Here is a 23,684-nt window from a genome sequence, read left to right on the forward strand (position 1 = left end):
CCCAGCCTGCCGAGTGCGCGGCGCCCGGGGAACCGTTTTCGGACGGGCGCGCGGCGAAATGTCGGCGGGCGGTGGTATGGGAACGCGGCGGGTAGGGCCCGCGTTCGTTGATCCACGGGTGGGGGCATGCGAGAAGGGCGAGGATGGCCGTGACGCAGCAGGCGAAGACAGCGAAGGCACCAGCGGTGGAGCCCTCCGAGGAGGAGACCTCGGACGTCGGAAACCCGGCGGGCGACCAGCCCGCGGGCGCGAGGGAGATCGCCTCGCTCACCCCGATGATGCGCCAGTACCTGGAGCTCAAGGCGCTCCACCCCGACACCGTGCTCTTCTTCCGGCTCGGGGACTTCTACGAGATGTTCTTCGAGGACGCGATCCGCGCCTCGGAGCTGCTCCAGATCACCCTGACCGCCCGGGCCAAGGGCGCGGACAAGGTGCCCATGTGCGGGGTGCCGTACCACTCGGCGCGCCGCTACATCGCGCGGCTGGTGGAGCACGGCCTCAAGGTGGCCGTCTGCGAGCAGGTGGAGGCCCCGGGCAACGGGCCGGGCATCGTCCGGCGCGAAGTCACCCGCGTCATCACCCCGGGCATGGTGCTGGACGAGGAGGTGCTCGAGCCCCAGGCGAGCAACTTCCTGGCCGCGCTGTGCTGGAACGACCAGGGCTTCGGCGCCGCCTTGCTGGAGGCCTCCACCGGTGAGTTCCTCTCCCTGGAGGCCGCGACGCTGTCCGAGGTGGTGGAGGGGCTGTCACGCGTGGATCCGCGCGAGCTGCTCGTGCCGGAAGGCAAGCGCGAGTCCCCCGAGGTGACGCAGGTCTGTCAGCGCCTGTCCCGGATGCCCGCGGTGGCCGAGGGCGAGGCCGCGTCGTTCGAGCCCACGCGCGCCTCCGCCTTCCTGCGCACGCACTTCGCCGTGCAGTCGCTCTCCGCGTTCGGCCTGGACGGAGCGCCCTTGGCGACGGGCGCCGCGGGCGCCGCGCTGCGCTACCTGAAGGACACGCAGAAGACGCCGGCCGCGCACGTGGACCGGCTGAGCCGCGTGGAGCGCTCGGGCCAGCTCCTGATGGACGAGTCCTCGCGGGGCAACCTGGAGGTGCTCAAGAGCCTGCGCGATGGAGGTCGGCGCGGCTCGCTGCTGGGGGTGTTGGACAGGACGGCGACGGGGCTCGGGGCGCGCAAGCTGGCCCGCTGGCTGGCGGCGCCGCTGTCGTCGCTGCCGGAGATCCACGCGCGGTTGGACTCCGTGGAGGAGCTGTCCCAGCGCGGCGTGTGGCGCGAGGAACTCACCGGCATCCTCAAGGAGGTGGGCGACCTGGAGCGGCTGTGCGGCCGGCTGTCGCTGGGCGCGGGCAACGCGCGCGACCTGCGGGCCCTGGGCTTGTCGCTGCTTCAGCTCCCTCGGCTGGAGGGGGCGTTGGCGCGCTGCCAGTCCGGACTGCTGAAGTCCCTCTCCGGTCCGCTGGGCGCGCTGCCCGAGCTGGCGTCGCTGCTCGCGCGCGCGGTGGCCGACGAGCCGCCCGTGACGTTGAAGGACGGGGGCCTCATCCGGCCCGGCTTCCATGCCGAGCTGGACAAACTGGTCGCCCTGTCCACCTCCGGCAAGGACGTGCTGCTTCAAATCGAGCAGCGCGAGCGGGAGCGCACCGGCATCGGCTCGCTCAAGGTGCGCTTCAACAAGGTGTTCGGCTACTACCTGGAGGTCACCAAGTCGAACCTGCACCTGGTGCCCGAGGATTACTTCCGCAAGCAGACGACGGTGGGCTCCGAGCGCTTCGTCACCCCGGAGCTGAAGGAGTACGAGGAGCAGGTGCTCACCGCCGAGGAGCGGCGGGGTGTGCTGGAGCTCCAGCTCTTCGAGGAGCTGCGCGCGCAGGTGGTGGCCGCGGCGCCGCGGATCCGCTCAGCGGCCGAGGCGGTGGCCACGGCGGACGCGCTCTTGTCGTTCGCGCGCTGCGCGGCGGAGTACGGCTATGCCCGCCCCGAGGTGGACACCTCCGAGGGGATGGTCATCACCGGTGGGCGCCACCCCGTGGTGGAGCGCATGTTGGGGGCGGGGGAGTCCTTCGTCCCCAATGACATCCGGTTGGATCCAGAGGACGCGCAGTTGTTGGTCATCACCGGTCCGAACATGGCCGGCAAGAGCACGGTGATGCGGCAGGTGGCGCTCACCGCGCTGATGGCGCAGGCCGGCTCGTTCGTGCCCGCGAAGGCGGCGCGCATCGGGCTGTGCGACCGAATCTTCACGCGCGTGGGCGCGGCGGACAATCTGGCGCGCGGCCAGTCCACCTTCATGGTGGAGATGACGGAGACCAGCCACATCCTCCATCACGCCACCCGCCGCAGCCTCATCATCCTGGACGAGATTGGGCGCGGCACCTCCACGTTCGACGGGCTCTCCATCGCGTGGGCGGTGGCGGAGCACCTGCACGACAAGGTGGGCGCGCGCACGCTGTTCGCCACGCACTACCACGAGCTGGTGGACCTGGCGCGCGAGCGGCCTCGGGTGAAGAACCTCTGCGTCGCGGTGAAGGAGCAGGGCGGCAAGGTCATCTTCCTGCGCAAGCTGGTGGCGGGCGGCGCCAGCCGCTCCTATGGCATCGAGGTGGCGAAGCTCGCGGGCCTGCCGCCGGAGGTGGTGACGCGCGCCCGGGAGCTGCTCCAGAACCTGGAGTCGGGAGAGCTGGACGAGGCGGGCCGCCCGCGCGTGGCGGTTCGTCAGCCCCCCGCGCGACGCGCGGCGCCCCCCGCTGGGGCCGCCACCGGGCAGCTCGGACTGTTCGGGACGGAGCCCACGCCCGTGGCGGCGGCTCCCGCGGTGAACCCGATGCACCAGAAGGTGGTGGAGGCGCTTCAGGCCGCGGCCATCGAGCGGATGACGCCGCTGGATGCGCTCAACCTGCTGGCGAAGCTGCAACGCGACCTGGGGTAGTCTCCCCGGTCGCCCATGCGACTCGCCATCCCCCATGCCCCTCGGCGCGTGCGTTTGACCCAGGTCCCCGGCGCGGTGGGGCGACTGGCGCGTGGTGTCGTGGTGGGCCTGGTTCTCATGGGCGCGGTGGCGGCCGGCGTGGGCTGGGCCGGGCGCTACTTCGTGGAGGAGCAGGCCTTCGCGGCGCGGGCCGAGGAGATCGAGGCCCGGGTGGCCCGCAGCCACTCGCCGCCTCCGGCCGAGCGCGAGGGCGCGGAGGGCACGCTGGACGTCCTCTACACCTACGCGCGGATGGAGCACTCCATCACCGGGGTGCGGACCTTCGCGGACGCCGCCGCGGCGATGGGGCCGGGCGCTCGGGTGACGCTGCTGGTGGATCCACGCCAGCCGGATCGGCCTCGCGAGGCGCGGTTTGCTCGGGCCCTGGCGTCACGGGTGGGGTGGCTGCCGTGGGGCCTGGCCTTGGGCGCGCTGCTGGCGGCGGGCGTCTTCGGCTGGGAGCTGCGGCGCTTGTGGCGCGCGGAGGTGGAGCCGCTGCGGCTGGGCGCCCTGGTGTGGCTCACCGTGGAGGAGCCCCTGCCGCGCACGCGCGCCGAGGTCGTCTTCCCCGCGCACTATTTCCGGCAAGACGTGAAACACGCGGTCCGCGCGCGGGCTCGGCCGGGGCGCGCGCCGGTGCGCAACGGGGAGAAGGTGCTGGCGGCGGTGGTGCCCCGGCAGCCCGGGTGGTGCCGCGTCATCGACGAGGACCTGGCGCGCACGTTGGGCTGGGCAGGGGCGCCCTGAGGGCCACGTCGAGGGGGCCGAAAATTTGCCGGGCTGTGGGGGCCGTGTGACACACGCATGTAGCTCCATGGTCCGGAGGACCTCATGTCCGTGCGTCTGTCCCACCTCGTGCTGCCCGTGTTGCTGCTGCTCGCCCCGCGCGCATCCGGGGCCAGCAAGCGCGATGAGGCCGAGGCGGCGTATCAGCAGGCGCGCCGGGCCTACTACACGCTGAAGGACGACGCCGCGCGGCGGAAGCTGCGCCACCACTGGCTCAACGTGACGGCCCGCTTCGAGGCCGTGGCCGCGCGCTACCCCAAGAGCGACCGCGCCCCGGATGCGCTCTTCACCGCCGCCGAGCTGCTCCAGGAGCTCAGCCGCATCTCCTTCGTCGATGGGGACCTCCAGTCGGCCATCGCGGACTACACGAAGCTCTTGGAGGCGCACCCGAAGCACCGGCTCGCGGACGACGCGGCGCTGGCGCTGGCGCGCATCGATCTGAACCGGCTGGACAAGCCAGAGGCCGCGCGCCGCGTGCTGACCGAGGCGCTGGCCACCAACCCCAAGAGCGATCAGGCCAAGGAGCTGCGCGAGCTGCTCGCCTCGTTGCCGCCTCCGCCGCCGAAGCCGACCCCCGCGAAGTCCACCCCGAAGGCCCCGCCCTCCGCCCGCCCCGCGCCGGAGATCTCCGTTGCCGAGGCCCCCGTCGCCGGGCGCTCCGCGCTGGTGGAGGCCGTGACGAAACTGGCGCGCGAGCCGTCGCCGATGATTCCCCGCTTGGACCCTTCCACCGAAGGTGTGAGGGAGACGTCCAGCGCGCCCGCGAAGGAGTCCCGTCCGTCGCGCGAGCCGTCCGCTCCGGCCGTGGCCTCGGCCAAGGACACCAGTCCCGCCAGCGAGCCGTCCGCCGCGAAGGCCGAGCCGTCCGTGGCGAAGGCCGAGCCCGGCGCGAAGTCTGAGCCGCCCACCCCGAAGTCCGAGGTCATCGCCAAGGCGGAGCCCACACCCAAGTCCGAGCCCGTCGTCGCGAAGGCCGAGCCGGTCCGCGAGCCGCCGTCGAGCCGCGCGGTCGCGTCCAAGGTCGAGGCGCGCAAAGAGCCCATCATCGAGTCCGAGCCGCCGCGCCCCGTGACGGCGCCGGTGGACGAGCGCGTGGCGCAGGCCCGCCTCAAGGCCGTGGCCCGCCAGTCCAAGAGCGCCGAGCTGACGCTGGCGGAGCAGCTGGGCCTGAAGGTTCGCCGCGTCGTCATCGACCCAGGCCATGGCGGTCATGACCCGGGCTCCATCGGCAAGGAGGGCACGCGCGAGAAGGACGTGGCGCTGGCCATCTCGAAGCGGCTGGCGGCGGAGCTGCGCTCGCGCGGGCTGGAGGTGCTCCTGACGCGTGACGATGACCGCTTCATCCGCTTGGAGGACCGCGCGAAGCTCGCCAACGAGCAGCACGGCGACCTCTTCATCTCGGTGCACTGCAACTCGGCGGTGAGCCGCAAGCTGCGCGGCATCGAGACCTACACGCTGAACACGTCGGCGGACCGCTACTCCATCCGGCTGGCCGCGCGCGAGAACGCCTCCTCGGAGAAGGGCATCGGCGACCTCCAGTTCATCCTGGCGGACCTGGCCACCAAGGCGAACACCGAGGAGTCCTCGCGGCTGGCCATGCAGGTGCAGAAGAGCCTCGTGTCCAACCTGGCGCCCAAGTACGGCGGCATCAAGGACCTGGGCCACAAGGAGGCCCTCTTCTACGTGCTGCTGGGCGCGAAGATGCCGGCCATCCTGGTGGAGACCGCCTTCATCTCCAACGCGGAGGAGGAGGATCGCCTCGCCTCGGACGGCTACCAGGAGGCCGTGGCCCAGTCCATCGCCCACGGTGTCGAGGAGTTCCTCGGCGACCGCAGCCGCGTGGCCAAGGTGGACTGACGGGCCAGGGCACCCGGGGGACGTGGGAGTGCACTGAACCGGACAGGCACTGATAACCGGACTAGTTGGCAAGCCCCTTCTTGGCGTATGGACGGGGGAGCGCTGACTGGCGCTCCGCAGCGGCCCCAGCCGAGACCGTGCGCCACGCTCCGCAGCCGACGGGTGCTCCCGTGACTGAATCCGCCGTCGTTCACTCGAACGCGTTGGGGTCCGCCGAGGCGGCCCGTGAGCTGTGTGAGCGGCTGGAGGACGCCCTGCCGGGAGGGGCTCCGGATGCGCTCGTCGTGTTCGCCTCGCCCTCGTACGAGCACCCCGTCCTGCTGCGCGCCCTGCAAGACGCGCTCTCTCCGCGCGCGCTCATTGGCGCGTCGTCCGCGGGGGAGTTCGCCTCGGGGATGCGAGGATCGGGGCGGGTGTGCGCGCTGGCGCTGCGCTCCTCGGCGATGGCATTCCATGCGGGGCTTGGCCGAGGCCTCGCGGCGAATCGCGCGGGTGCGGCACGGGAGCTGGTGTCCTCCTTCCGGGGGCTCTCCCAGGGCCCCTACGCGCACCGCACGGCGCTGCTGTTCACGGACGCGCTGTCGGGCGAGACGGACGACCTGGTGAGTCAGCTCACCCTGGCCACCTCGGGCGGCTACCAGTTCTTCGGTGGCGCGGCGGGAGATGACGCGCGCTTCCAGAAGACCTCGGTCTTCTTCGGCTCCGAGGTGCTCACGGATGCGGTGGTGGGGCTGGAGATGCTCTCGCATGCGCCGGTGGGCGTGGGGGTAGGGCACGGGTGGGGAGTGGCCTCACGGCTGATGCGCGTGACGGCGGCGGAGGGCCGGCGGCTCATCAGCCTCAACGGGCTGCCCGCGCTCCAGGTGTTCGAGCAGCACGCGGACGAGACGGGCCAGCGCTTCGTCCTCACCGGCCCCGACCGGTTCTTCCTCCACAACCTGCTGGGCATCGAGACGGCCACGGGCCACTACTTGCTGCGGGTTCCGCTGGCGGCGAAGCCGGATGGCTCCATCCTCTTCGCGTCCGAGGTGCCGGTGGGCTCCAAGGTTCACCTGATGCGCACGACGGTGGACGCGGCGGTCGAGGCGACCACGTGGGCCACGCGTCAGGCGCTGGAGGCCTTGCGCGGACATCCGGCCCAGGTGGCGCTGTTCTTCGACTGCGTCGCGTCCCGTCTGCGGATGGGTGAGGCGTTCGGGCAGGAGCTGGGCGCGCTGGCCGCGCAGCTCGGCACGGCCGAGTACGTGGGGTGCAACACCCACGGGCAGATTGTCCGCGCGCCGGGCCAGTTCAACGGCTTCCACAACTGCACGGCCGTGGTGTGCGTCTTGCCTGGCTAGCACGGGGATTCGCGCACCATGCCCGCATCGCTGGCGCTCAGGCTCTGCTGTCAGCTCGCGGTCCCCCAGACCCGAGCCGAGGCGGCGGCGGAGCTCGCTCGCGAACTGGGCGCCGAGCACTGCCTGGTGTTCATCCTCGACGAGGAAGTGGAGGCGTTCGTCCCCGCCCCCGGCTTCCCGCAGACGCTCCCGGGGGGGCCCGCGTGGAGTTGTCTGCTGGAGCGCTGCCGGGCCTCTGGCGCCCACGTGGGCGACGTGGCCTATCCCACGCCGGACCGCCTGACGCGAGCGCACGCCTGGAGCCTGCCCGAAGGACTGCTGTTCATGTTGCTCGGCGGTGAGCCGCGCCCCTTGGAGCCCGACGCCCTGGCGCTGCCGCTGCTGGCCACGGCGCTGCGCGCGGAGAGCGCCAACGCGCTGACCCAGCGACAGCTCACCGCCGAGCGCGAGGTCGCGCGACACGCCACGGCGCTCGCGTCCGCGCTGGACAAGGCGCGATGGGAGTTGGAGGCCGTGCTGTCGGAGTCCGATCGCCTGAACCGGGAGCTCGCCGCGGCGGCGAAGGAGCGCGCGGCGCTCTTGGCGAGCGAGCAGTCCGCGAGCCGCGCCAAGGATGAGTTCCTCGCCATGCTCGGGCACGAGCTGCGCAATCCGCTGGCCCCCATCGTCACCGCGCTCCAGCTCCTCAAGTTGCGAGGTGGACCGACGCTGCCGCGTGAACTCTCCGTCATCGAGCGGCAGGTGGCGCACCTGGGGCAGCTCGTGGACGACCTGCTGGATGTCTCGCGCATCACCCGCGGGGTGGTCGTCCTCAAGCGCGCGCGCGTCGAGCTGTCCGTCGTGGCGCACAAAGCGGTGGAGATGGCGGGCCCGCTGTTGGAGCAACACCATCACCGGCTCACGTTGGAGGTGCCCGAGCGCGGACTGTTGCTCGATGCGGACGAGCGTCGCATGGCGCAGGTGATCTCCAACCTCCTCACCAACGCCGCGCGCTACACGCCGCCGGGCGGAGAGGTGTCGCTGACCGCCGCGCGGGAAGGGGCGCGCATCGTCGTGCGCGTGCGCGACAACGGCATGGGCATTGAGCCGTCGATGCTCCGGCGCATCTTCGACCTGTTCGTCCAGGGGGAGCGCTCGAAGGACCGCGGCGGCTTGGGGCTGGGCCTGTGCATCGTGAGCAACCTCGTCACGTTGCACGGGGGCTTCGTGGAGGCGCGCAGCGCGGGGCTCGGGATGGGCAGCGAGTTCGTGGTGGATCTGCCCGCCGCGCAGCTCCACGTGGTGGAGGAGCCGGCGCAGGCGTCACCCGGCTGGGGACGGCCGCCCTTGCGGGCCAAGGGCACCCGCGTCCTCGTCGTCGACGACAACGAGGACGCGGCGGAGCTCCTCACGGAGGCCCTGCGCCTGCACGGCTACGAGGTGGCGTGCTGCAACGATGGACCGGGGGCCCTGGAGGCCGTGGGCCGCTTCGCGCCCGATGTCGCCATCCTCGACATCGGGCTGCCCGTGATGGATGGCGTCGAGCTGGCCCGACGCCTCCGAGGGCGCGAGGACCTCCCGCGCCTGCGCCTCATCGCCGCGACCGGCTACGGCCAGGAGGCGGACCGCGCGCTCACGCGGGACGCGGGCTTCGAGCACCACCTGGTGAAGCCCATTCGCGTGGCCTCGCTGGTGGAGCTGATTGAAGGTGCGCCCGAGGCCGCGTGAGCCGCGAGCCTCACGAGTCGTAGCCGTAGTGCCCGGACAGCACGATGACCTTGTGGCTCGCCGGGTAGTACAGGACCGCCTGCGCGCCGAACTGGTGGCAGTTCTGGCACGACTCGGGCTGCGAGGAGATCCACGCCTGCACCTCGCCGCCGCCCGCGAAGGCGTCCAGCGCGGAGAGCAGCGCCGCGCCGTTGCCGTACGACTGGTTGAAGAAGACGTTCTGGCTCAGGCCCGCGCGGTTGGTGAAGGTTCCGGCCGAGACATCGGGTCCGCCCTGGTTCGCCGCCAACTGCGCCATGATGGTTTGGAAGGGAGTCGGATCCGTGAAGCAGCTCGGGGTGCTGTAGGTCGTCATGGCGCTGAGCGAGTGCCACGCGCCATTGTTCGAGCCCGCGTTCCAGGCCGTGCGCGCCGGCTCGAGCGAGGAGCCGTCGATGGGCGACAGCGTCAGCTGCGGCAGCGGATGAATCTCGCACGCGGTGACGTACTGGCAGTTGGCGACCTGGCGGTACTTGCCGCAGACCGAGAAGTCGGTGGTGCCCGCGGGCTGGGCGTGGATGCAGTCATAGACGGGCCGGACGCAGCCCGGCTCCGGCCACACGTCGTAGGCATCGCCCGTGGTCAGCGCCAGGCTCACCACGCGCGCGACCAGCCGAGCCGTCTTGGACGCCGTCGTCCCGCCCGCCAGCGGGGCGGTGAAGGTGAGCGGCACGGTGTGCGGGTCGATGGCCTGGTGCAGCGTCGTGTAGGACCAGTTGAGCTGGAAGCTGTCCGCGGCCACGCGGCTGACCGCGGGCGCCCCGTCCGGAGCGGTGACCGAGAGGCTGTCCGCGACCACGCCGGCGCTGCCGCGATAGACGAGGTTATCCGTGCCGTTGTGCACGTAGTAGGGCGTGACGGCGGAGTCCACCCAGATGGAGTCGTCGCCGCGGAAGTCGAAGAACTGCGGCGTCACTTCGATGCGCGCCGTGTACTGCGTGGGCGTGCCCGTGAAGGTGTTGATGAGGATGAACAGCGGCAGGCCGGAGAGCACGCTGTTCAGCTCGTGGCCCTCGTGCAGGACGATCTCGAAGCGGCGCTCGCTGATGACGTGCGCATCGCCGAAGGCGTCATCCGGAACGAAGCTGAGCACGCTGCTCACGTAGCGGTTGGCCGTGGCGCGCAGCACGAGCGCGCGAACGCCGTCGCGGTCCTCGAACGTGCCGAGCGTCTCGAAGCTCAGGTTGTGCGCGCCCAGCTCCGCGTACAGCCGGGTGGGCACCGTGACCGCGCCCGTGCTCGTGCCCGTCTCCTGAGCGGGAGGCGGGGGCGTCGGCTCGTCCGTGCCGGAACAGGCCGGCGTGGCGAGGGCAAGGAGTGAGGCGAGTGCGAGGTATTTCATGTGCGGGACTCCGGGTGTGAACTCCAGGTGTGTACTCCAGGAGAGAGCAGCATCGTGCACATTCGCTGTAATATCGGTGCCGATGGTGAAACGAGAGTGTCACGTCGGAGGTGCTCGCACGGGAAGGACGGGGTGCGTAGTGTGTGTGCGTGGCCGCACGACCGCCGTTGTTGGATGACATGCTGCTCTTCACGGAGGTGGTGGCCACGGGCGGAATCACGGCCGCGGCCGAGCGCCTGGGGCTCCGCAAGTCGACGGTGAGCCGGCGGCTGGCGGCGTTGGAGGAGCGGTTGGGCATCCGGCTGGTGGAGCGGAACACGCGCCGGCTGCGGCTCACGGAGGCGGGGCGCGAGTACCACCTGCAGTGCGCGCGGCTCGTCGCCGAGGCCCACGAGGTGAACCGGGCGGTGAGCGAGGCGCGCGGCTCGGCGCGAGGGACGCTGCGGCTGGCGACGCTGTCCCTGCTGGGCGAGCTGTTGACCCCGCTCATCGCGGAGTTCCTGGTGCGTCAGCCGCAGATGCGCGTGGAGGTGTCGCTCGCCCAGGCGCACGTGGACCTCATCGCCGAGGAATATGACCTGGCGCTGCGGACCGGACCGCTCGCGGATTCATCGCTGGTGGCGCGGCGGCTGGGGCGCCTGCGCACGGGGTACTACGCCAGCCCCGCGTACCTTCGTCGGCAAGGCATGCCGCGCCAGCCGGACGACTTGCGCCGCCACGCCTGCGTCGTGCTGGCCGAGCCCGGGACCGAAGAGGTGTGGTTCTTCGGGGAGGGCAAGGGCGCTCGGACGGTGCCCGTCACGGGGCGGCTGCGGGTGGCCAGCGTGCGCGCCGGGCAGATCGCCGCGCGGGCGGGGCTGGGCGTGGTGCGCTTGCCCGCGTCGCTCGTGGCGGAGGACGTGCGCTCGGGGCAGCTCGCGCCGGTGTTGGAGGACGTGACGCCGCCGGGCATCCCGGTGTTCGCGGTCTACCCGAGCAGTCGCCAACTGCCGCTCAAGGTGCGCGCGTTCCTGTCGCTGTTGGCGGAGCGCGGCGCCGAGCTGCCCTGGGATGCAAGAGAAGCCGACGCAAGCTGAACCCCTGCGAGGTGCGCGGATGGCGAGGCGAATCGAGGACGTGGAGTCAGGCCCCCCGCGCGCGGCAGGACGCGCGGGCACGGCGCGCCTGGTTTTCGAGCGCGGGGGTGCGCGCACCATCGTGCGCACCGCGCTGGCGCACAGTCCGTTGCGGCTGCTCACGCCCCGCAACCATGGCCACGCCGCGTGGGTCTACAGCAGCACGCTCGGCGGCGGCTTGGTGGACGGGGACTCGCTGCGCCTGGACCTGGAGGTGGGGCCCGGTGCCACGGCGCTCCTGGCCAGTCAGGGCGCCAATCGCGTGTACCGCTCGCCGTCCGGTTGTGGGAGCCAGGTGCGAGCACGGGTGGCGGAGGATGCCTTGCTCGCGCTCGTGCCCGACCCCACCGCGTGCTTCGCGGGCGCGCGCTACGCCCAGCTCACGGAGGTGCGGATGGCGCGGTCCGCGTCGCTCGTGCTGACGGAGGTGCTCACCTCGGGCCGCAGCGCGCAGGGCGAGCGGTGGGCCTTCGCGCGCCAGTCCTCCACCGTGCGCGTCGTCGTGGAGGACCGCGCGCTCCTGGATGAGTGTTGGCTATTGGACCCCGCGCATGGCCCGGTGGCGGAGCGGATGGGGCGCTTCGAGGCGCTCGCGACGGTGGTGTTGGTGGGGCCCGCGACCGAGGCCGCGCGGGCACGGCTGGCGCGAGACTTCGCGGAGACGCGCGTGACGCCTCGCGCCGGCCTCGTTCGCTCGGCGAGCCCGCTGGGAGATGCGGGCCTGCTGCTGCGCGCGGCGGCGGTGTCGGTGGAGGCGCTTCAGGGCGCGGTGCGCGCGTGGCTGGACTTCCTGCCCGAGGGTCTGGGGGATGACCCCTGGGCGCGGCGCGTCTGAGCGCCGTGCTGGTGGCCGCTCGGGCGCGGAACTAGGGTAGCGCGCCGTTGGTCCATCGCTGCGCGCCGTTCGGGAGTTGGGCTCATGCACCTGTCCCCACGAGACGTCGACAAGCTGTTGCTCCATCAAGCGGGCTTCCTCGCGCAGAAGCGGCTCGCGCGCGGCCTGAGGTTGAGCTACCCGGAGGCCGTCGCCCTCATTGCCACCCAGTTGCTGGAGTTCATCCGTGACGGGAAGAGCGTGGCCGAGCTGATGAACCTGGGGCGGGGCCTGCTGGGGCGCGCCCAGGTGATGGACGGCGTGCCGGAGATGCTGGTCGAGGTGCAGGTGGAGGGCACCTTCGCGGATGGCTCGAAGCTCGTCACCGTGCACCACCCGGTGGAGGCGGACCACGGCGACCTGTCGCTGGCGCTCCATGGCAGCTTCTTGCCCGTGCCTCCTCGCGAGCGCTTCCCGTGGCCCGTGGCCTCCTCGGAGGGGACGCCCGGAGAAGTGCGCACGGCGCCCGGAGAGATCCTGTTGAACGCGGGCCGTGAGGCCGTGTCGCTCGTCGTCACCCACCGAGGGGATCGCCCCATCCAGGTGGGCAGCCACTACCCCTTCTTCGAGACGAACCGCGCGCTGGTGTTCGACCGGGCTCGGGCCTACGGCCACCGCCTGGACATCCCCGCGGGCACCGCGGTGCGCTTCGAGCCAGGGGAGCGCAAGACGGTGCGGCTGGTGCCCATCGCGGGTGCGCGCATCGTGCAGGGAGGCAACGCGTTGGGGAGCGGAGAGGTGACGCCCGAGGGCCTGGAGCGCGCCATGGCGCAGGTGCGAGCGCGCGGCTTCGGTCACGAGGAGGGGCAGTCATGAGCCGGGGAATCGATCGCCGTCACTACGCGGACATGTTCGGGCCCACCACCGGGGACCGCGTGCGCCTGGGCGACACCGGCCTGTGGGCCGAGGTGGAGCGCGACGCCACTGTCTACGGTGACGAGTGCAAGTTCGGCGGAGGCAAGGTCCTGCGTGAGGGCATGGGCCAGCGCGCGGGGACGGGAGACGCGGACGCGCTCGACTGCGTCATCACCAACGCGCTCATCCTGGACTGGACCGGCATCTACAAGGCGGACATCGGCATCAAGGCGGGGCGGATCAGCGCCATTGGCAAGGCGGGCAATCCGGACATCATGGCGGGGGTGACGCCGGGCATGGTGGTGGGCGTCACCACCGAGGCCATCTCCGCGGAGGGGCTCATCGTCACGGCGGGCGGGCTGGACACGCACATCCATTTCATCTGCCCGCAGCAGGCGGACGAGGCGCTCGCCAGCGGCATCACCACGTGGGTGGGCGGGGGCACGGGGCCCGCGACGGGCAGCAAGGCGACCACGTGCACGCCGGGAGCGTGGAACCTGCACCGGATGCTCCAGTCCACGGACTCGCTGCCGCTCAACATCGGGCTGACGGGGAAGGGGAACACGTCGCTGCCGCAGGGACTGCTGGAGCAGATCCGCGGTGGCGCCATTGGCCTGAAGCTCCACGAGGACTGGGGCACCACGCCCGCCGCCATCGACACGTGCCTGAGCGTGGCCGAGGGCGAGGACATCCAGGTCACCATCCACACCGACACGCTCAACGAGTCGGGCTACGTGGACGACTCGCTCGCGGCCTTCCGGGGGAGGACCATCCACACGTACCACTCGGAGGGCGCGGGTGGCGGACACGCGCCGGACATCATCCGCGTGTGCGGCGTGGAGCACGTGCTGCCCAGCTCGACGAACCCCACGCGGCCGTACACGGTGAACACGCTGGATGAGCACCTGGACATGCTCATGGTGTGTCACCACCTGGATACGGAGATCCCCGAGGACGTGGCCTTCGCGGAGAGCCGCATCCGGGGCGAGACGATCGCCGCGGAGGACATCCTTCATGACCTGGGGGCCATCAGCATGATGTCCTCGGACAGCCAGGCCATGGGGCGCGTGGGCGAGGTCATCTGCCGCACCTGGCAGACCGCGCACAAGATGCGCGAGCAGCGCGGGCGCTTGCGTGAGGAGCGCGGCGACAATGACAACCTGCGCATCCGCCGCTACGTGGCCAAGTACACCATCAACCCCGCCATCGCCCACGGGCTGTCTCATGACGTGGGCTCGGTGGAGGTGGGGAAGCTGGCGGATCTGGTGCTGTGGCGCCCGGCCTTCTTTGGCATCCGTCCGGAGCTGGTGCTCAAGGGCGGGCTGACCGCCTGGGCGCAGATGGGAGACGCGAACGCGTCCATCCCCACGCCGCAGCCCTATCTCATGCGCCCGATGTTCGGGGCGCGAGGCCGCGCGGTGGGCGCCACGAGCGTGGCCTTCGTCTCGGCGCGTGCGCTGTCCGAGGGGCGATTGGACGAGCTCGGGTTGACCAAGCGCCTGTCCGCGGTGCGGCGGTGTCGGGGCCTGACCAAGCGCGACATGCGCCTCAACGACGCGCTGCCGCGCCTGACGGTGGACCCGGAGACCTACGAGGTCCGCGCCGACGGCGAACTCTTGCGCTGCGCGCCGGCCGCGCGGCTCCCGCTCACGATGCGCTACTCGCTGTTCTGAGAGGCACGGACCTTGGGCACCTCCTGGCGCGTGTTGCAGCTGGCGGACTCGGGCTTTCCCACGGGGGGCTTCGCGCACTCCGGTGGCCTGGAGGCGGCCGTCCAACAGGGCGAGGTGCGCGGGGCCGAAGGCATGCGGCGCTTCGTGCGCGAGCTGCTGTGGCAGGCCGGCCTGGGGGGCCTCCCGTTGGTGAACGAGGCGCACGCGGACCCCACGGCGCTGGCTCGGCTGGACGCGCGCGCGGACAGCTTCCTCGCCAACCACATGGCGCACCGCGCGAGCCGCACGCAGGGCCGCGCGTTCCTGGACACGTGCGCGCGAATCTTCCCGGAGCCCGTCGCGCCGCTGCGCGAGTCCGCGCGGGCCCAGGGACTGCGTTGCCACCATGCGCCGCTGTTCGGCGCGGTGCTGCGGGTGTTGGGGGTGGAGGCGGACGACACGCGCCGGCTGTTCCTCTCGTTGACGCTGCGAGGCGCGCTTTCGGCGGGCGTGCGGCTCGGCATCCTCGGCACGCACGAGTCACACCAGCTCCAGCACGAGAGCGCGCCGCGGCTCGACGCGGTGCTGGAGCAATGCGCGGAGCTGGGCGTGGCATCCCTGGCGCAGCCATCTCCCGTGTTGGACCTGCTCGGCTCGACGCACGACCGGCTCTATTCGAGGCTCTTCCTGTCCTGAGGTGAGGCGACATGCACGACGACCACCGTGGCCATGGCCATGACGACACCGACCACGAGCACGAGGAGTGGGAGCACCCTGGTCATTACGAGGAGCGCGAGCTTCCTCGCCGGCGAGACTTCTCCGCCCGCGCGTTCACGATTGGCATTGGCGGCCCCGTGGGCAGCGGGAAGACGGCGCTCGTGCTCGCGCTGTGCCGGGCCTTGCGCGAGCGGATCCGCCTGGGCGTGGTGACGAACGACATCTTCACGAAGGAGGACGCGGAGTTCCTCGTGCGCAATCAGGCGCTGTCGCCCGAGCGCATCCGCGCCGTGGAGACCGGAGGCTGTCCGCACGCGGCCATTCGCGAGGACATCAGCCACAACCTCCTGGCGCTGGAGCAGCTCATGGAGGAGCTGCAACCGGAGCTGCTCATCGTCGAGAGCGGGGGAGACAACCTCGCGGCGCAGTACAGTCGCGAGCTGGCGGACTACACCGTGTATGTCATTGACGTGGCGGGCGGAGACAAGGTGCCGCGCAAGGGCGGCCCCGGCATCACCCAGTCGGATCTGCTCATCATCAACAAGACGGACCTGGCGCCGCACGTGGGCGCGGACCTGGGCGTCATGGAGCGCGATGCGCGCAAGATGCGGGGCCCCGGGCCCTTCGTCTTCACCCAGGTGACGCGCGGTGTGGGCCTGGACGCGGTCATCACGCACCTGCTCGATGCCTGGCGGCGTCACGGGGGGAGAGCGGTGGCATGACGGCCCTCCGCGCGGGACACGTCGCGTGGTACGTGACGGGCGAGGCGGGGCCCACGGGCGTGATGCCCCCGACGGCCCGGTTCACGAGCGTCGTGCCGTTCAGCGGCTCGGCGGTGGCCGTGGGGCCCTGCGCCACGGCGCCCTTGCGCAAGCGCCCGCGTTGAGGTTCGTAGGCGGATCGACCTCGCGCCATGTCGATCCGCCCTGTGTTCTCAGCCCCCCCTCTCCCCGTGGCAGTGCTCCCTCACCGTGCGTGGCTCGCGCTGGCGTTCCTCCTCCTCTTCGCCGCCTACGAGGCGCCCGAGGGCATCGGGGGTCGGCTGCTCGGCAACGCGGCGCTGGCCGCGGCGATGATGGTGGCCTTCCACGCGGTGGCCTGGTGTGTGGGGCGCGGGCTGGGCTACCGCAATGGCTTCCATGCCTACGGGCTGGCGTGGCGCTGGCGTGCGCTGTTGCCCGCGTTGGCGGGAATGCTCGTGCTCAAGCCGCTGTCGCTGGGGGTGGGGGCCGCGTTGGGCTGGGTCCGCATCCAGCCCCTGGCGAACCCTCCCCAGGCGAGCGCGGTGGCCGTCGCGACGCTGGCGCTCCTGGTGACGACGTTCATTCCGTCGGTGGCGGAGGACATCGTCGCGCGCGGCTTCTGGTTGCGCGCGTGGCCGGTGGCGGGGCAGGGCCGGGGCTATGTCCTGCTCTCCGCGACCTGCTTCGTGCTGACCCACGTCTATCGCTTGGGGAAGGGCCCCCTGGAATGGTTGATGCTGTTCTCCATGGGGCTGGCCTTCGCCGCGGCCGCCGCGCGCACCGGCTCCCTGTGGGGCGCGGTGGGACTGCATTGGGGCTGGAACCTCGCGAACGGAGGGATGGACCTGGTGCTGGACGTCACCCCGGTGGGCGGGTGGCTGCCGGTGCTGTCCACCATGACAGGGTGGGTGGCGCTGGGGTGTGTGGCGCTCCTGCCGCGATGGAGCACTGCGGCATCCACGGGGTCGTCCGTGCCCCGGGACCCCGGTGAGTAGGCTACGCATGGCTGTCTGGTTTACAATCGTGTGCCGTGCCTACCGAGACCGGCCCGATCGACCGTCGTTCGTTCCCTCGCCTCCAGGCCCCGTTGTATGCGCGTCCGGCGCGGGTCCAGTTCGGAGAGAAGCGAAAGGTGCTGGACGTCAGCCTCAGTGGCGCCCGCATCTACTCCGACGAATACCACGCCGAGGGCAGTCGCCTGGACGTCGAGTTGTTCCTGCCGGACGGCGGGAGCCTCGAGTGTACCGCGCGCGTGGTGTGGACGTTGAAGCTGCCCAAGGACGCGGTGGCCCGCTACGAGGTGGGGCTGGCGTTCCTGGATGTTTCGCCGGACGCGCTCGCCCGGCTCCAGCCCGTGCTGATCGACGACTTGGGCCAGTGAGCGCCCGGGCCCGCGAGGCCCGAGCCCACGCAGTCACCTTCGCCCAGCAGGAATCGCCTTCACATGATTGATGAGAATGCCGCTGTCGCCACGGGGGAGGCGGCGGACGTGCCGGCTTCAGGGGCTCCTCTTTCCGAGCCCGAGGTGGTGCTACGCACGTTCGGCCTCGTGCGCGCGTTCGATGCGGTGCGCGCGGTCAACGGCGTGGACCTGGAGCTGCGCCGCGGTGAGGTCTACGGCTTCCTCGGGCGCAATGGCGCCGGGAAGACGACGACGCTGCGGATGCTGATGGGCATCCTGCGACCTGACTCCGGAGAGATCGAGCTGATGGGCGAGCGCGTGCGCCGTGTCCGCGCGGCGCAGAAGCGGCGGCTCGGCTACGTGTCGCAGGAGCAGGTGTTCTATCCGTGGATGACGGCGAAGCAGCTCGGGGAGTTCGTCGCCGGCTTCTATGCGGATTGGGACGCGGCCCACTTCACGCGGCTCTTGCGCGTGCTGGACGTCCCGGTGGAGCGCAAGTCCGCGCAGCTCTCCGGCGGCACGCGCATGAAGTTGGGGCTGGCCCTGGCCCTGGCGCATCGCCCGCCGTTGCTCATCCTGGATGAACCCACCGCCGGGTTGGATCCGGTCGCGCGGCGCGAGTTCCTCGACATCCTCCGCGAGCAGGTCCGGAGCGAGGGGCAGACCGCGCTGTTCTCCTCGCACCTCGTCGGCGAGGTGGAGGAAGTGGCGCATCGCATCGGCATCCTCCACGAAGGACGTCTGCGCTATCAGGGCAGCCTGGAGCGCCTGCGCCAGTCCGTGCGTCGGGTGCGCTTGGAGGAGCCAGGCCCCGAGTCAGCCCCTCCAGGTCTGGAGTTGGTGCGCAAGGAGCGCGCGAACGAGGGCCGACGGGCATGGGTCTACTCGGGCGCGCCTGAGTCGTGGGACACGAGCCCGTTTCCGCGCGAGGCCATCGAGGCGCTCTCGCTGGAGGACATCTTCCTCGCCTACGCGCGCCGGTCGGACGAGGCATGAGCGCCGCGTTGTTGCGCAAGGAGTGGCGCGAGCACCGGGGCGCGCTCATCCTCCTCAACGTGCTGTTCGGCGTGTTGGGCGCGCTGCTCGTCCTCAACGAGGCGCGCTACGCGACGCACGGCACCTTGATGGAGGTGCTCAAGATACCCGCGGTGATGCTGTCCACGGCGGCGGCATTGTTCGTGGCGCACCGGCTGGTGACGCGCGAGTACGGTCAGCGCACCCAGCTCTTCTTGGAGTCGCTCCCGCTCTCGCGAGCGAGCATCCTCGCGACCAAGCTGCTGTTGGGCGGCGGGGTGTTGTTGTTGCCGCTCGTGCTGACGGGGCTGGCGCTGTGGAGTCGCGCGCGCCTGCACGAGGACCTGTCCGCGCGGTTCTTGCTCATCCTGGGCCTGCGCGCGGCCACGCCCGTGCTGCTGGGGTGGATGTTCTGCGCGCTCGCGGGACTGATCGGCCGCTATCGCAACCCGCTCTTCCTGCTGCTCTTTCTCGCGCTGTTCGCGGCGGACCGCCTCACGGACTTCGACCTCACGCGCGTGGGGCCCACGGTGCTGCTGGGCAGTGACTTCGCGTTCGAGCGCCAGCACTTTCCCTGGGCTGCGTTGGGGCTCTGCTGGGCCGCCATCCTGGGGATGGCCGCGGTGTGCTTCGGCCTCGTGTTGCACCGCGATGGGACGCTGGCCGAGCTGCTCTCCCAGCGGATGAGTCACCGCGAGAAGGTCTTCATCGCGTGCATCTGCGTCGGCCTGGTGGTGGTCATCTCGGTGATGGACGCGGCCAAGCAGCGGCAGCCATTCACGCTGCATGACGCGGAGCAGGCCCTGGCGGTGGGCTCGCCCGTCCAAGTGTCGTCGGGCGTGGGTTTCTCACGCGAAGACGCGGCGCGGTTGGCCACGCGGCTCGCGAATGATCTCGGCGCGCTCTCCCGCTATCTGGGGCTGGAGCGGCTGCCCGCGGTGGCGGTGATGCCCATTCGCGAACTGGACGCGGACGTGTTCCAGCGCGCGGAGTTGGAGAACGCGGATGGCGTCGTCGTGCGCGCCAACCTCGCGGACCCCGCGTTCGACGTGCGCGACTTCGAGGCCTTCCTCTTCCAGCAGGTGCTGATCTGGACGAGCAAGGGGCAAGTGCTGCGCGAGGAGCGCCGATGGTGGTTGGACGGCTTCACCGCGTGGTGGGCGCGCCGCGACGAGGAGGATCCCCGTCTGTCTCCGCGCGTCGCCGTGGCCTCGCGTGATGATTTCGATCCACGGGCCTGGCTCACGACGCGCGAACGCGTGGGGCCCTGCCTCGCGGGGGCGCTGGCCGCGCGAGGCATCACCGTGCTGCGCTCCCAGCTTGACGAAGAGGCCTTCCACTCCCTCGCGCGACAGCTGCTGGCATGGCCGCCTGGGACCGGCGTCACGGGAAGGCTCAGCGAGCCTCGCCTGGAGGACCTGTTGCGCGCGCGGGGCCTCGGCTCCGAGTCCGAGCTGTTCACGCGCTGGCGCACCGCCGCGAGTCAGGACCGGGCCGTGCACGCCGCCTTGCTCGAAGCGCTGTCGCGCCTGCACCCCTCGCTGCACGTGGTGGCGGAATCCCAGGAGACGTTCCGCCTGGAGCACCGGCTGCGCGGAGAAGGGAACACGCCAGCCGGACGGTACGCGCTGCTGTCGCAGAATCTGGGCCCGTTCACCGCGGAGGTGGCGCCCTACGCGCTGTCGCGGCAGGACGCGGTGGGCGCGGAGGATGCCGTCATCCTCCCCCAAGGGCTCGCGCGAGGAGAGCGCTGGCTGTTCGTGATGCAGCAAGAGCGGCCCGAGCTGGGGTGCCCGGTGCGGCTGGTGGCGGAGCGGAGGGAGATTCCATGATCCGTCCGCTCATCGCGAAGGAGCTGAGGGATCAGCGCCCGTTCCTCTGGCTCTCGGTGTTCTTCCTTGCCGTGGAGGTCATCACCTCCCTGTGGACGGAGCCGCTGGGGTTCAGCCCCTACGCGCAGACATTCGTCGAGCGCTTCAAGGTGGGGGGTGACCTCTCCACCATGACCTTCGTCCTCGCCTTCGCGCTGGGGACGGGCTTGCTCGTGCGTGAGCAGGATGATCGCACGCTGGAGTTCCTCGACGCGCTGCCCACCTCGCGCGGGATGCTGTTCAGCGTGAAGCTGGGCGTCGCGCTCGGGCTGGTGTTGCTGTACCCGCTGGGGCTCACGGCCTGGACGCTCGTGGAGCACGGGCTGTCGCGCACGTCGCTCGACGCGAGCCTGCACGTGGACCTGCTGGTGGTTGGCTCGGTGCTGCGGATCATCCAGGCGCTCGCGGTGCTGGCCCTGGCCCTGGCCCTGGCGCCGCTGCGGCGGCTGTCGTGGACCGCGCTGGCGGTGCTGATGCTGGCGCTGAGCCTCTGGCAGGACCGCGTGCCGTGGCTCGCCGCGCTCAACCCGCTTCAGCTCACCGCGCCGGAGTTCGAGGGGACGCGATGGCCATGGCCCGTGGAGGCAATGGCTGTTCAACTCGGCGCCTCGGGTGTGCTGCTGTTCATCGCGCTCGCGCAGTTCCTGGGGTTGGGGCAGCGGCGGTTGGGGGCGCTCCTGCGCTGGTTGCAGCAATCGTGGATGAGCGGCGTGGTGAGCCTGGGCACGCTCGGGTTGTTCATCGCGGTGCTCGCGCGAGTGCTTGGCCCCCCGCCGGGAGGCGCGGACGGTGGCGCCGCGGACGAGCGTCCTCGGGTTCGCTTCCCCACGAGCACGGTCGCGCAAGCGGCCACGCGCTACTACCGCTTCACGTATCCCGCCGAGCTGCGCCATCGCGCGGGCCCGTTGGTGGACGCGGCGGATGGCGTGCATGAGCAGGTGCGTCAGTTCCTGGGCGAGTCGCCCGGCGCCCTCATTCACGCGGACCTGGGCGGCAGCGCGGCGCATACGGGCGGCACGGCCTACTGGAACACCCTGCGGATGGACCTCGCGGGCGCGTCCGACGCGGAGCGCGCGAGCGCGGTGCTCGGGCACGAGACGACGCATGTCCTCGCCCATCGGTTGGTGGGCGTGGCCTCGGTGCCCAAGCTGTCGCGGATGAAGTTGCTCAGCGAGGGCCTGGCCACCTACGTGGAGACCCGCTTCTTCTCGCCCGAGCGGACGTCCGATTATCAACTCATCGCCGCGGCGGCGCGGGCGCGGCGTGAGGTGAAGATCGAGGAGTTGTTGGACCCAGAGCGCCTCGCCGCGGATCGGGATGCGGACTGGGTGTATCCGCTGGGCCGGGCCTTCGTGGACGCGCTCGTGCGGAGGCATGGAGAGGGCGCGCCGGCCCGCGTGCTCGCGGCAATCGGTCGCGAGGGAGCACCCGAGGGGCTCGACGGCGCGCTCGCGTGGCAGGACGCGTTCCAGACCGCGGGCATCGACTTGTCCCAGGTGTTCGACGACATGTTCGCCGCGCTGGACGCGCAGGTTGCGGCGCAGCGAACGCTCTTGGATTCACTGCCGCGCCCGCGCGGGGTGGTGGAGCGTCAAGACGGTCGCGTGGCCATCCGCGCGCGGCTCGACAAGCCGTTGCCTTCCGGCTGGCGTGTAGTCTGCCGCTTCCGGCGGACTGAGCGAGCCGAGTCGTACGAGTTGGACGGACCGTACGCCGGGGAAGGTCCGCACTGGCGCGAGGCGACGGATATCTCAGAGGGTCGTATCTGGTATCAACTCGGCATCCAAGGGCCTGAGTCCCTCATCCTCTATGAGCCCTGGACGCTGGTGCGTGTGAAGTGAGGATGACCCGAGCAGTCGGGGGCGCGCGGAAAGGGCGCCTGCTATCGTCCGCGCGGTCGCCATGATGCCCCGTTCGTTCTCTCGCCTTCCGGCGCTCCTGCTGTTGCTGCTGGCGCTCCCCGCCACGGCCGCGAGGACGCCCCCGCCACCCGTGGCGGACGTCATGGCGATGCTGCGGACGGTGGAGTCGCGGCGCGTGCGCGGCAAGTCCACCGTGCTCGGGTTGGAGCTGGATGATCAGGCGCGTGCGCGCCCGAGCGACCCCATGCCGCGCATCTACAAGGCCTGGTTGTCGTTTCCCTCGGATGCGTGCTGGAACGAGCTGAAGGCCATCTCGGCGCTGTACCCGGAGAACCCCTGGTCGTTCCTGGGCATGGGGCTCATCTACGTGAAGTGGGGTCTGCTGCGTGAGGCCCGTGAGCCGCTGGACGCCGTGCAGCGCCTGGCCCCGGACTCGGCCCCCGCGCTCTGGGGACAGGCCGTGTTGCTGCAAGCCGAGGGCAAGGGCCGCGACGCGGAGGCCCGCTATCGCGCCGCGCTGGAGAAGCTGGACGCGCCGCAGGTCCGCGCGGCGTTGGGCCTGATGCTGGCGGGGCAGAGCGGACGCGCCGCGGAGGCGAAGGTCGAGCTGGCGCGCGCGGTGGAGGCCTGGCCCGACCAACCCGAGGCGCTCGAGGCCCTCGTGCGGTTGGGGCGCGAGACACAGGATCCCCGCGCCGCCGCGCAGGCAGGTGATGCGCTCGTGTCGCTGCGGCCCACGGATCGGGAAGCGCATCGCCGGCAGGCGGATGCATGGCAGGCGGTGGGTGACCGCGAGAAGGCGGTGGCCTCATTCGAGCGATACGTGGCCCTGGGCGGCGCGGCTCCCGAGGCGCTCGGCGCGCTGGCGAGATTGGACGCGGAGCTGGGCCGGAGTGCCGAGGAGGAGAAGGTCCTCATGCGCCTCGCGGAGCTCGCTCCCACGGACGCGGAGCCGCTCTTGCGGCTGGCCGACCTGTCGGAGGCTCGCGGCGACGCCGCGGGCTCCGAGCAGTGGCTGCTCAAGGCCTCCGAGCGAGCCCCCGCGCGCGCCGATGTGCAGGTGCGCCGGGCGCGGCTCCTGGAGAAGCAGGAGCGGTTGCGCGAGGCCCTCGTGGCCTACCGCGCCGCGCTCGCCGCCCCGGAGCGCCGCGTTCCGGAGGCCGAAGCCGAGGCCGCGGCGCTCACCAAGCGCTTCCACTTGCCGTCCACGCCCGCGAGTGGCGCGGAGGACCGCGTCTACTCGCGCGTGTCGCTGGGGTTGGTTGCGCTCTACACGGAGCGTCTCAAAGAGGCGCCCGACCTCAAAGGCATCCTCAAGGTCACGGTCCGTGTGGATGAGGCGGGTCACGCCACCCAGGTGGCCATCGTCTACGACACGTTGAAGGACCCGCTGCTCGCGGCGCACGCCTACTTCGCGTTCCTGGATGCCCAGTATCTGCCCGCGAAGGCTGAGCCGGTTTTTCAGTACGTCTTCCGTCCACCGAAATGACCTGTGCGGCCCGTGTTTCTGCTATTCCTGAACTCGCTAGTTCGATGCTGTGA

Annotated in this window: 19 protein-coding genes; 18 read left to right on the forward strand and 1 reads right to left on the reverse strand. The window is 71.2% G+C overall.

Annotation, left to right across the window (positions count from 1 at the left end; genetic code table 11):
- Positions 1-143 precede the first annotated feature (143 nt).
- The 5 genes from mutS to KRR26_RS03550 all read left to right on the forward strand — a co-directional run bounded on the left by mutS (position 144) and on the right by KRR26_RS03550 (position 8,656).
- Complete coding sequence (mutS, locus tag KRR26_RS03530) at positions 144-2,927, forward strand: DNA mismatch repair protein MutS (RefSeq protein ID WP_217079114.1); 2,784 nt, start codon at positions 144-146, stop codon at positions 2,925-2,927.
- A 15-nt stretch (positions 2,928-2,942) separates the two neighbouring features.
- Positions 2,943-3,713 carry a DUF3592 domain-containing protein gene (locus tag KRR26_RS03535; RefSeq protein ID WP_217079115.1) on the forward strand — a complete coding sequence of 257 codons (771 nt, stop codon included), beginning with the start codon at positions 2,943-2,945 and terminating at the stop codon, positions 3,711-3,713.
- 84 nt (positions 3,714-3,797) lie between these two features.
- Entirely contained in the window at positions 3,798-5,609 is a 1,812-nt protein-coding gene (locus KRR26_RS03540) for an N-acetylmuramoyl-L-alanine amidase (protein WP_217079116.1), read from the forward strand.
- Between the two features lie 170 nt (positions 5,610-5,779).
- Entirely contained in the window at positions 5,780-6,949 is a 1,170-nt protein-coding gene (locus KRR26_RS03545) for an FIST signal transduction protein (protein WP_217079117.1), read from the forward strand.
- 18 nt (positions 6,950-6,967) lie between these two features.
- A complete protein-coding gene (locus KRR26_RS03550) occupies positions 6,968-8,656 on the forward strand; it encodes a hybrid sensor histidine kinase/response regulator (protein WP_217079118.1) in 1,689 nt (562 codons plus the stop codon).
- 10 nt (positions 8,657-8,666) lie between these two features.
- Here the strand turns inward: KRR26_RS03550 and KRR26_RS03555 are convergent, their stop codons facing one another.
- Entirely contained in the window at positions 8,667-10,037 is a 1,371-nt protein-coding gene (locus tag KRR26_RS03555; protein ID WP_217079119.1) for a hypothetical protein, read from the reverse strand.
- 149 nt (positions 10,038-10,186) lie between these two features.
- Between KRR26_RS03555 and KRR26_RS03560 the strand changes: the two genes are divergently transcribed.
- From KRR26_RS03560 to KRR26_RS03620, 13 genes are all read left to right on the forward strand, one after another.
- Positions 10,187-11,113, forward strand: coding sequence for a LysR family transcriptional regulator (locus KRR26_RS03560; RefSeq protein WP_120204189.1), 927 nt, complete (start codon positions 10,187-10,189; stop codon positions 11,111-11,113).
- Between the two features lie 19 nt (positions 11,114-11,132).
- Complete coding sequence (locus KRR26_RS03565; RefSeq protein WP_120204001.1) at positions 11,133-11,987, forward strand: urease accessory protein UreD; 855 nt, start codon at positions 11,133-11,135, stop codon at positions 11,985-11,987.
- Between the two features lie 84 nt (positions 11,988-12,071).
- A complete protein-coding gene (gene ureA / locus KRR26_RS03570; protein ID WP_120204003.1) occupies positions 12,072-12,842 on the forward strand; it encodes an urease subunit gamma in 771 nt (256 codons plus the stop codon).
- The gene (ureC, locus tag KRR26_RS03575; RefSeq protein WP_120204005.1) at positions 12,839-14,554 is read left to right on the forward strand and encodes an urease subunit alpha; all 1,716 of its coding nucleotides are present in this window, start codon (positions 12,839-12,841) and stop codon (positions 14,552-14,554) included. Before ureA ends, ureC begins: the two co-directional genes overlap by 4 nt.
- A 12-nt stretch (positions 14,555-14,566) precedes the next feature.
- A complete protein-coding gene (locus KRR26_RS03580) occupies positions 14,567-15,229 on the forward strand; it encodes an urease accessory protein UreF (protein ID WP_217079120.1) in 663 nt (220 codons plus the stop codon).
- Between the two features lie 11 nt (positions 15,230-15,240).
- A complete protein-coding gene (gene ureG / locus KRR26_RS03585) occupies positions 15,241-15,972 on the forward strand; it encodes an urease accessory protein UreG (RefSeq protein WP_120204008.1) in 732 nt (243 codons plus the stop codon).
- The gene (locus KRR26_RS03590; RefSeq protein ID WP_158611409.1) at positions 15,969-16,136 is read left to right on the forward strand and encodes a hypothetical protein; all 168 of its coding nucleotides are present in this window, start codon (positions 15,969-15,971) and stop codon (positions 16,134-16,136) included. Before ureG ends, KRR26_RS03590 begins: the two co-directional genes overlap by 4 nt.
- A 66-nt stretch (positions 16,137-16,202) precedes the next feature.
- On the forward strand, positions 16,203-16,988 hold the full coding sequence (locus KRR26_RS03595) for a CPBP family intramembrane glutamic endopeptidase (RefSeq protein WP_217079121.1): 786 nt from the start codon (positions 16,203-16,205) through the stop codon (positions 16,986-16,988).
- A gap of 35 nt (positions 16,989-17,023) precedes the next feature.
- Positions 17,024-17,374, forward strand: a complete 351-nt coding sequence (locus tag KRR26_RS03600) for a PilZ domain-containing protein (protein ID WP_233576743.1) — start codon at positions 17,024-17,026, stop codon at positions 17,372-17,374.
- A gap of 63 nt (positions 17,375-17,437) precedes the next feature.
- On the forward strand, positions 17,438-18,391 hold the full coding sequence (locus KRR26_RS03605; protein WP_217079122.1) for an ABC transporter ATP-binding protein: 954 nt from the start codon (positions 17,438-17,440) through the stop codon (positions 18,389-18,391).
- Positions 18,388-20,241: a hypothetical protein gene (locus KRR26_RS03610; protein WP_217079123.1), complete on the forward strand. Its 1,854-nt coding sequence runs from the start codon at positions 18,388-18,390 to the stop codon at positions 20,239-20,241. Before KRR26_RS03605 ends, KRR26_RS03610 begins: the two co-directional genes overlap by 4 nt.
- Positions 20,238-22,121 carry an ABC transporter permease gene (locus tag KRR26_RS03615; RefSeq protein WP_217079124.1) on the forward strand — a complete coding sequence of 628 codons (1,884 nt, stop codon included), beginning with the start codon at positions 20,238-20,240 and terminating at the stop codon, positions 22,119-22,121. The genes KRR26_RS03610 and KRR26_RS03615 overlap by 4 nt, the downstream gene beginning before the upstream one ends.
- A gap of 61 nt (positions 22,122-22,182) precedes the next feature.
- The gene (locus KRR26_RS03620; RefSeq protein WP_217079125.1) at positions 22,183-23,631 is read left to right on the forward strand and encodes a hypothetical protein; all 1,449 of its coding nucleotides are present in this window, start codon (positions 22,183-22,185) and stop codon (positions 23,629-23,631) included.
- Positions 23,632-23,684 lie beyond the last annotated feature (53 nt).

The sequence above is a fragment of the Citreicoccus inhibens genome, from assembly GCF_019039035.1.
Taxonomy (GTDB): Bacteria; Myxococcota; Myxococcia; order Myxococcales; family Myxococcaceae; genus Citreicoccus; species Citreicoccus inhibens.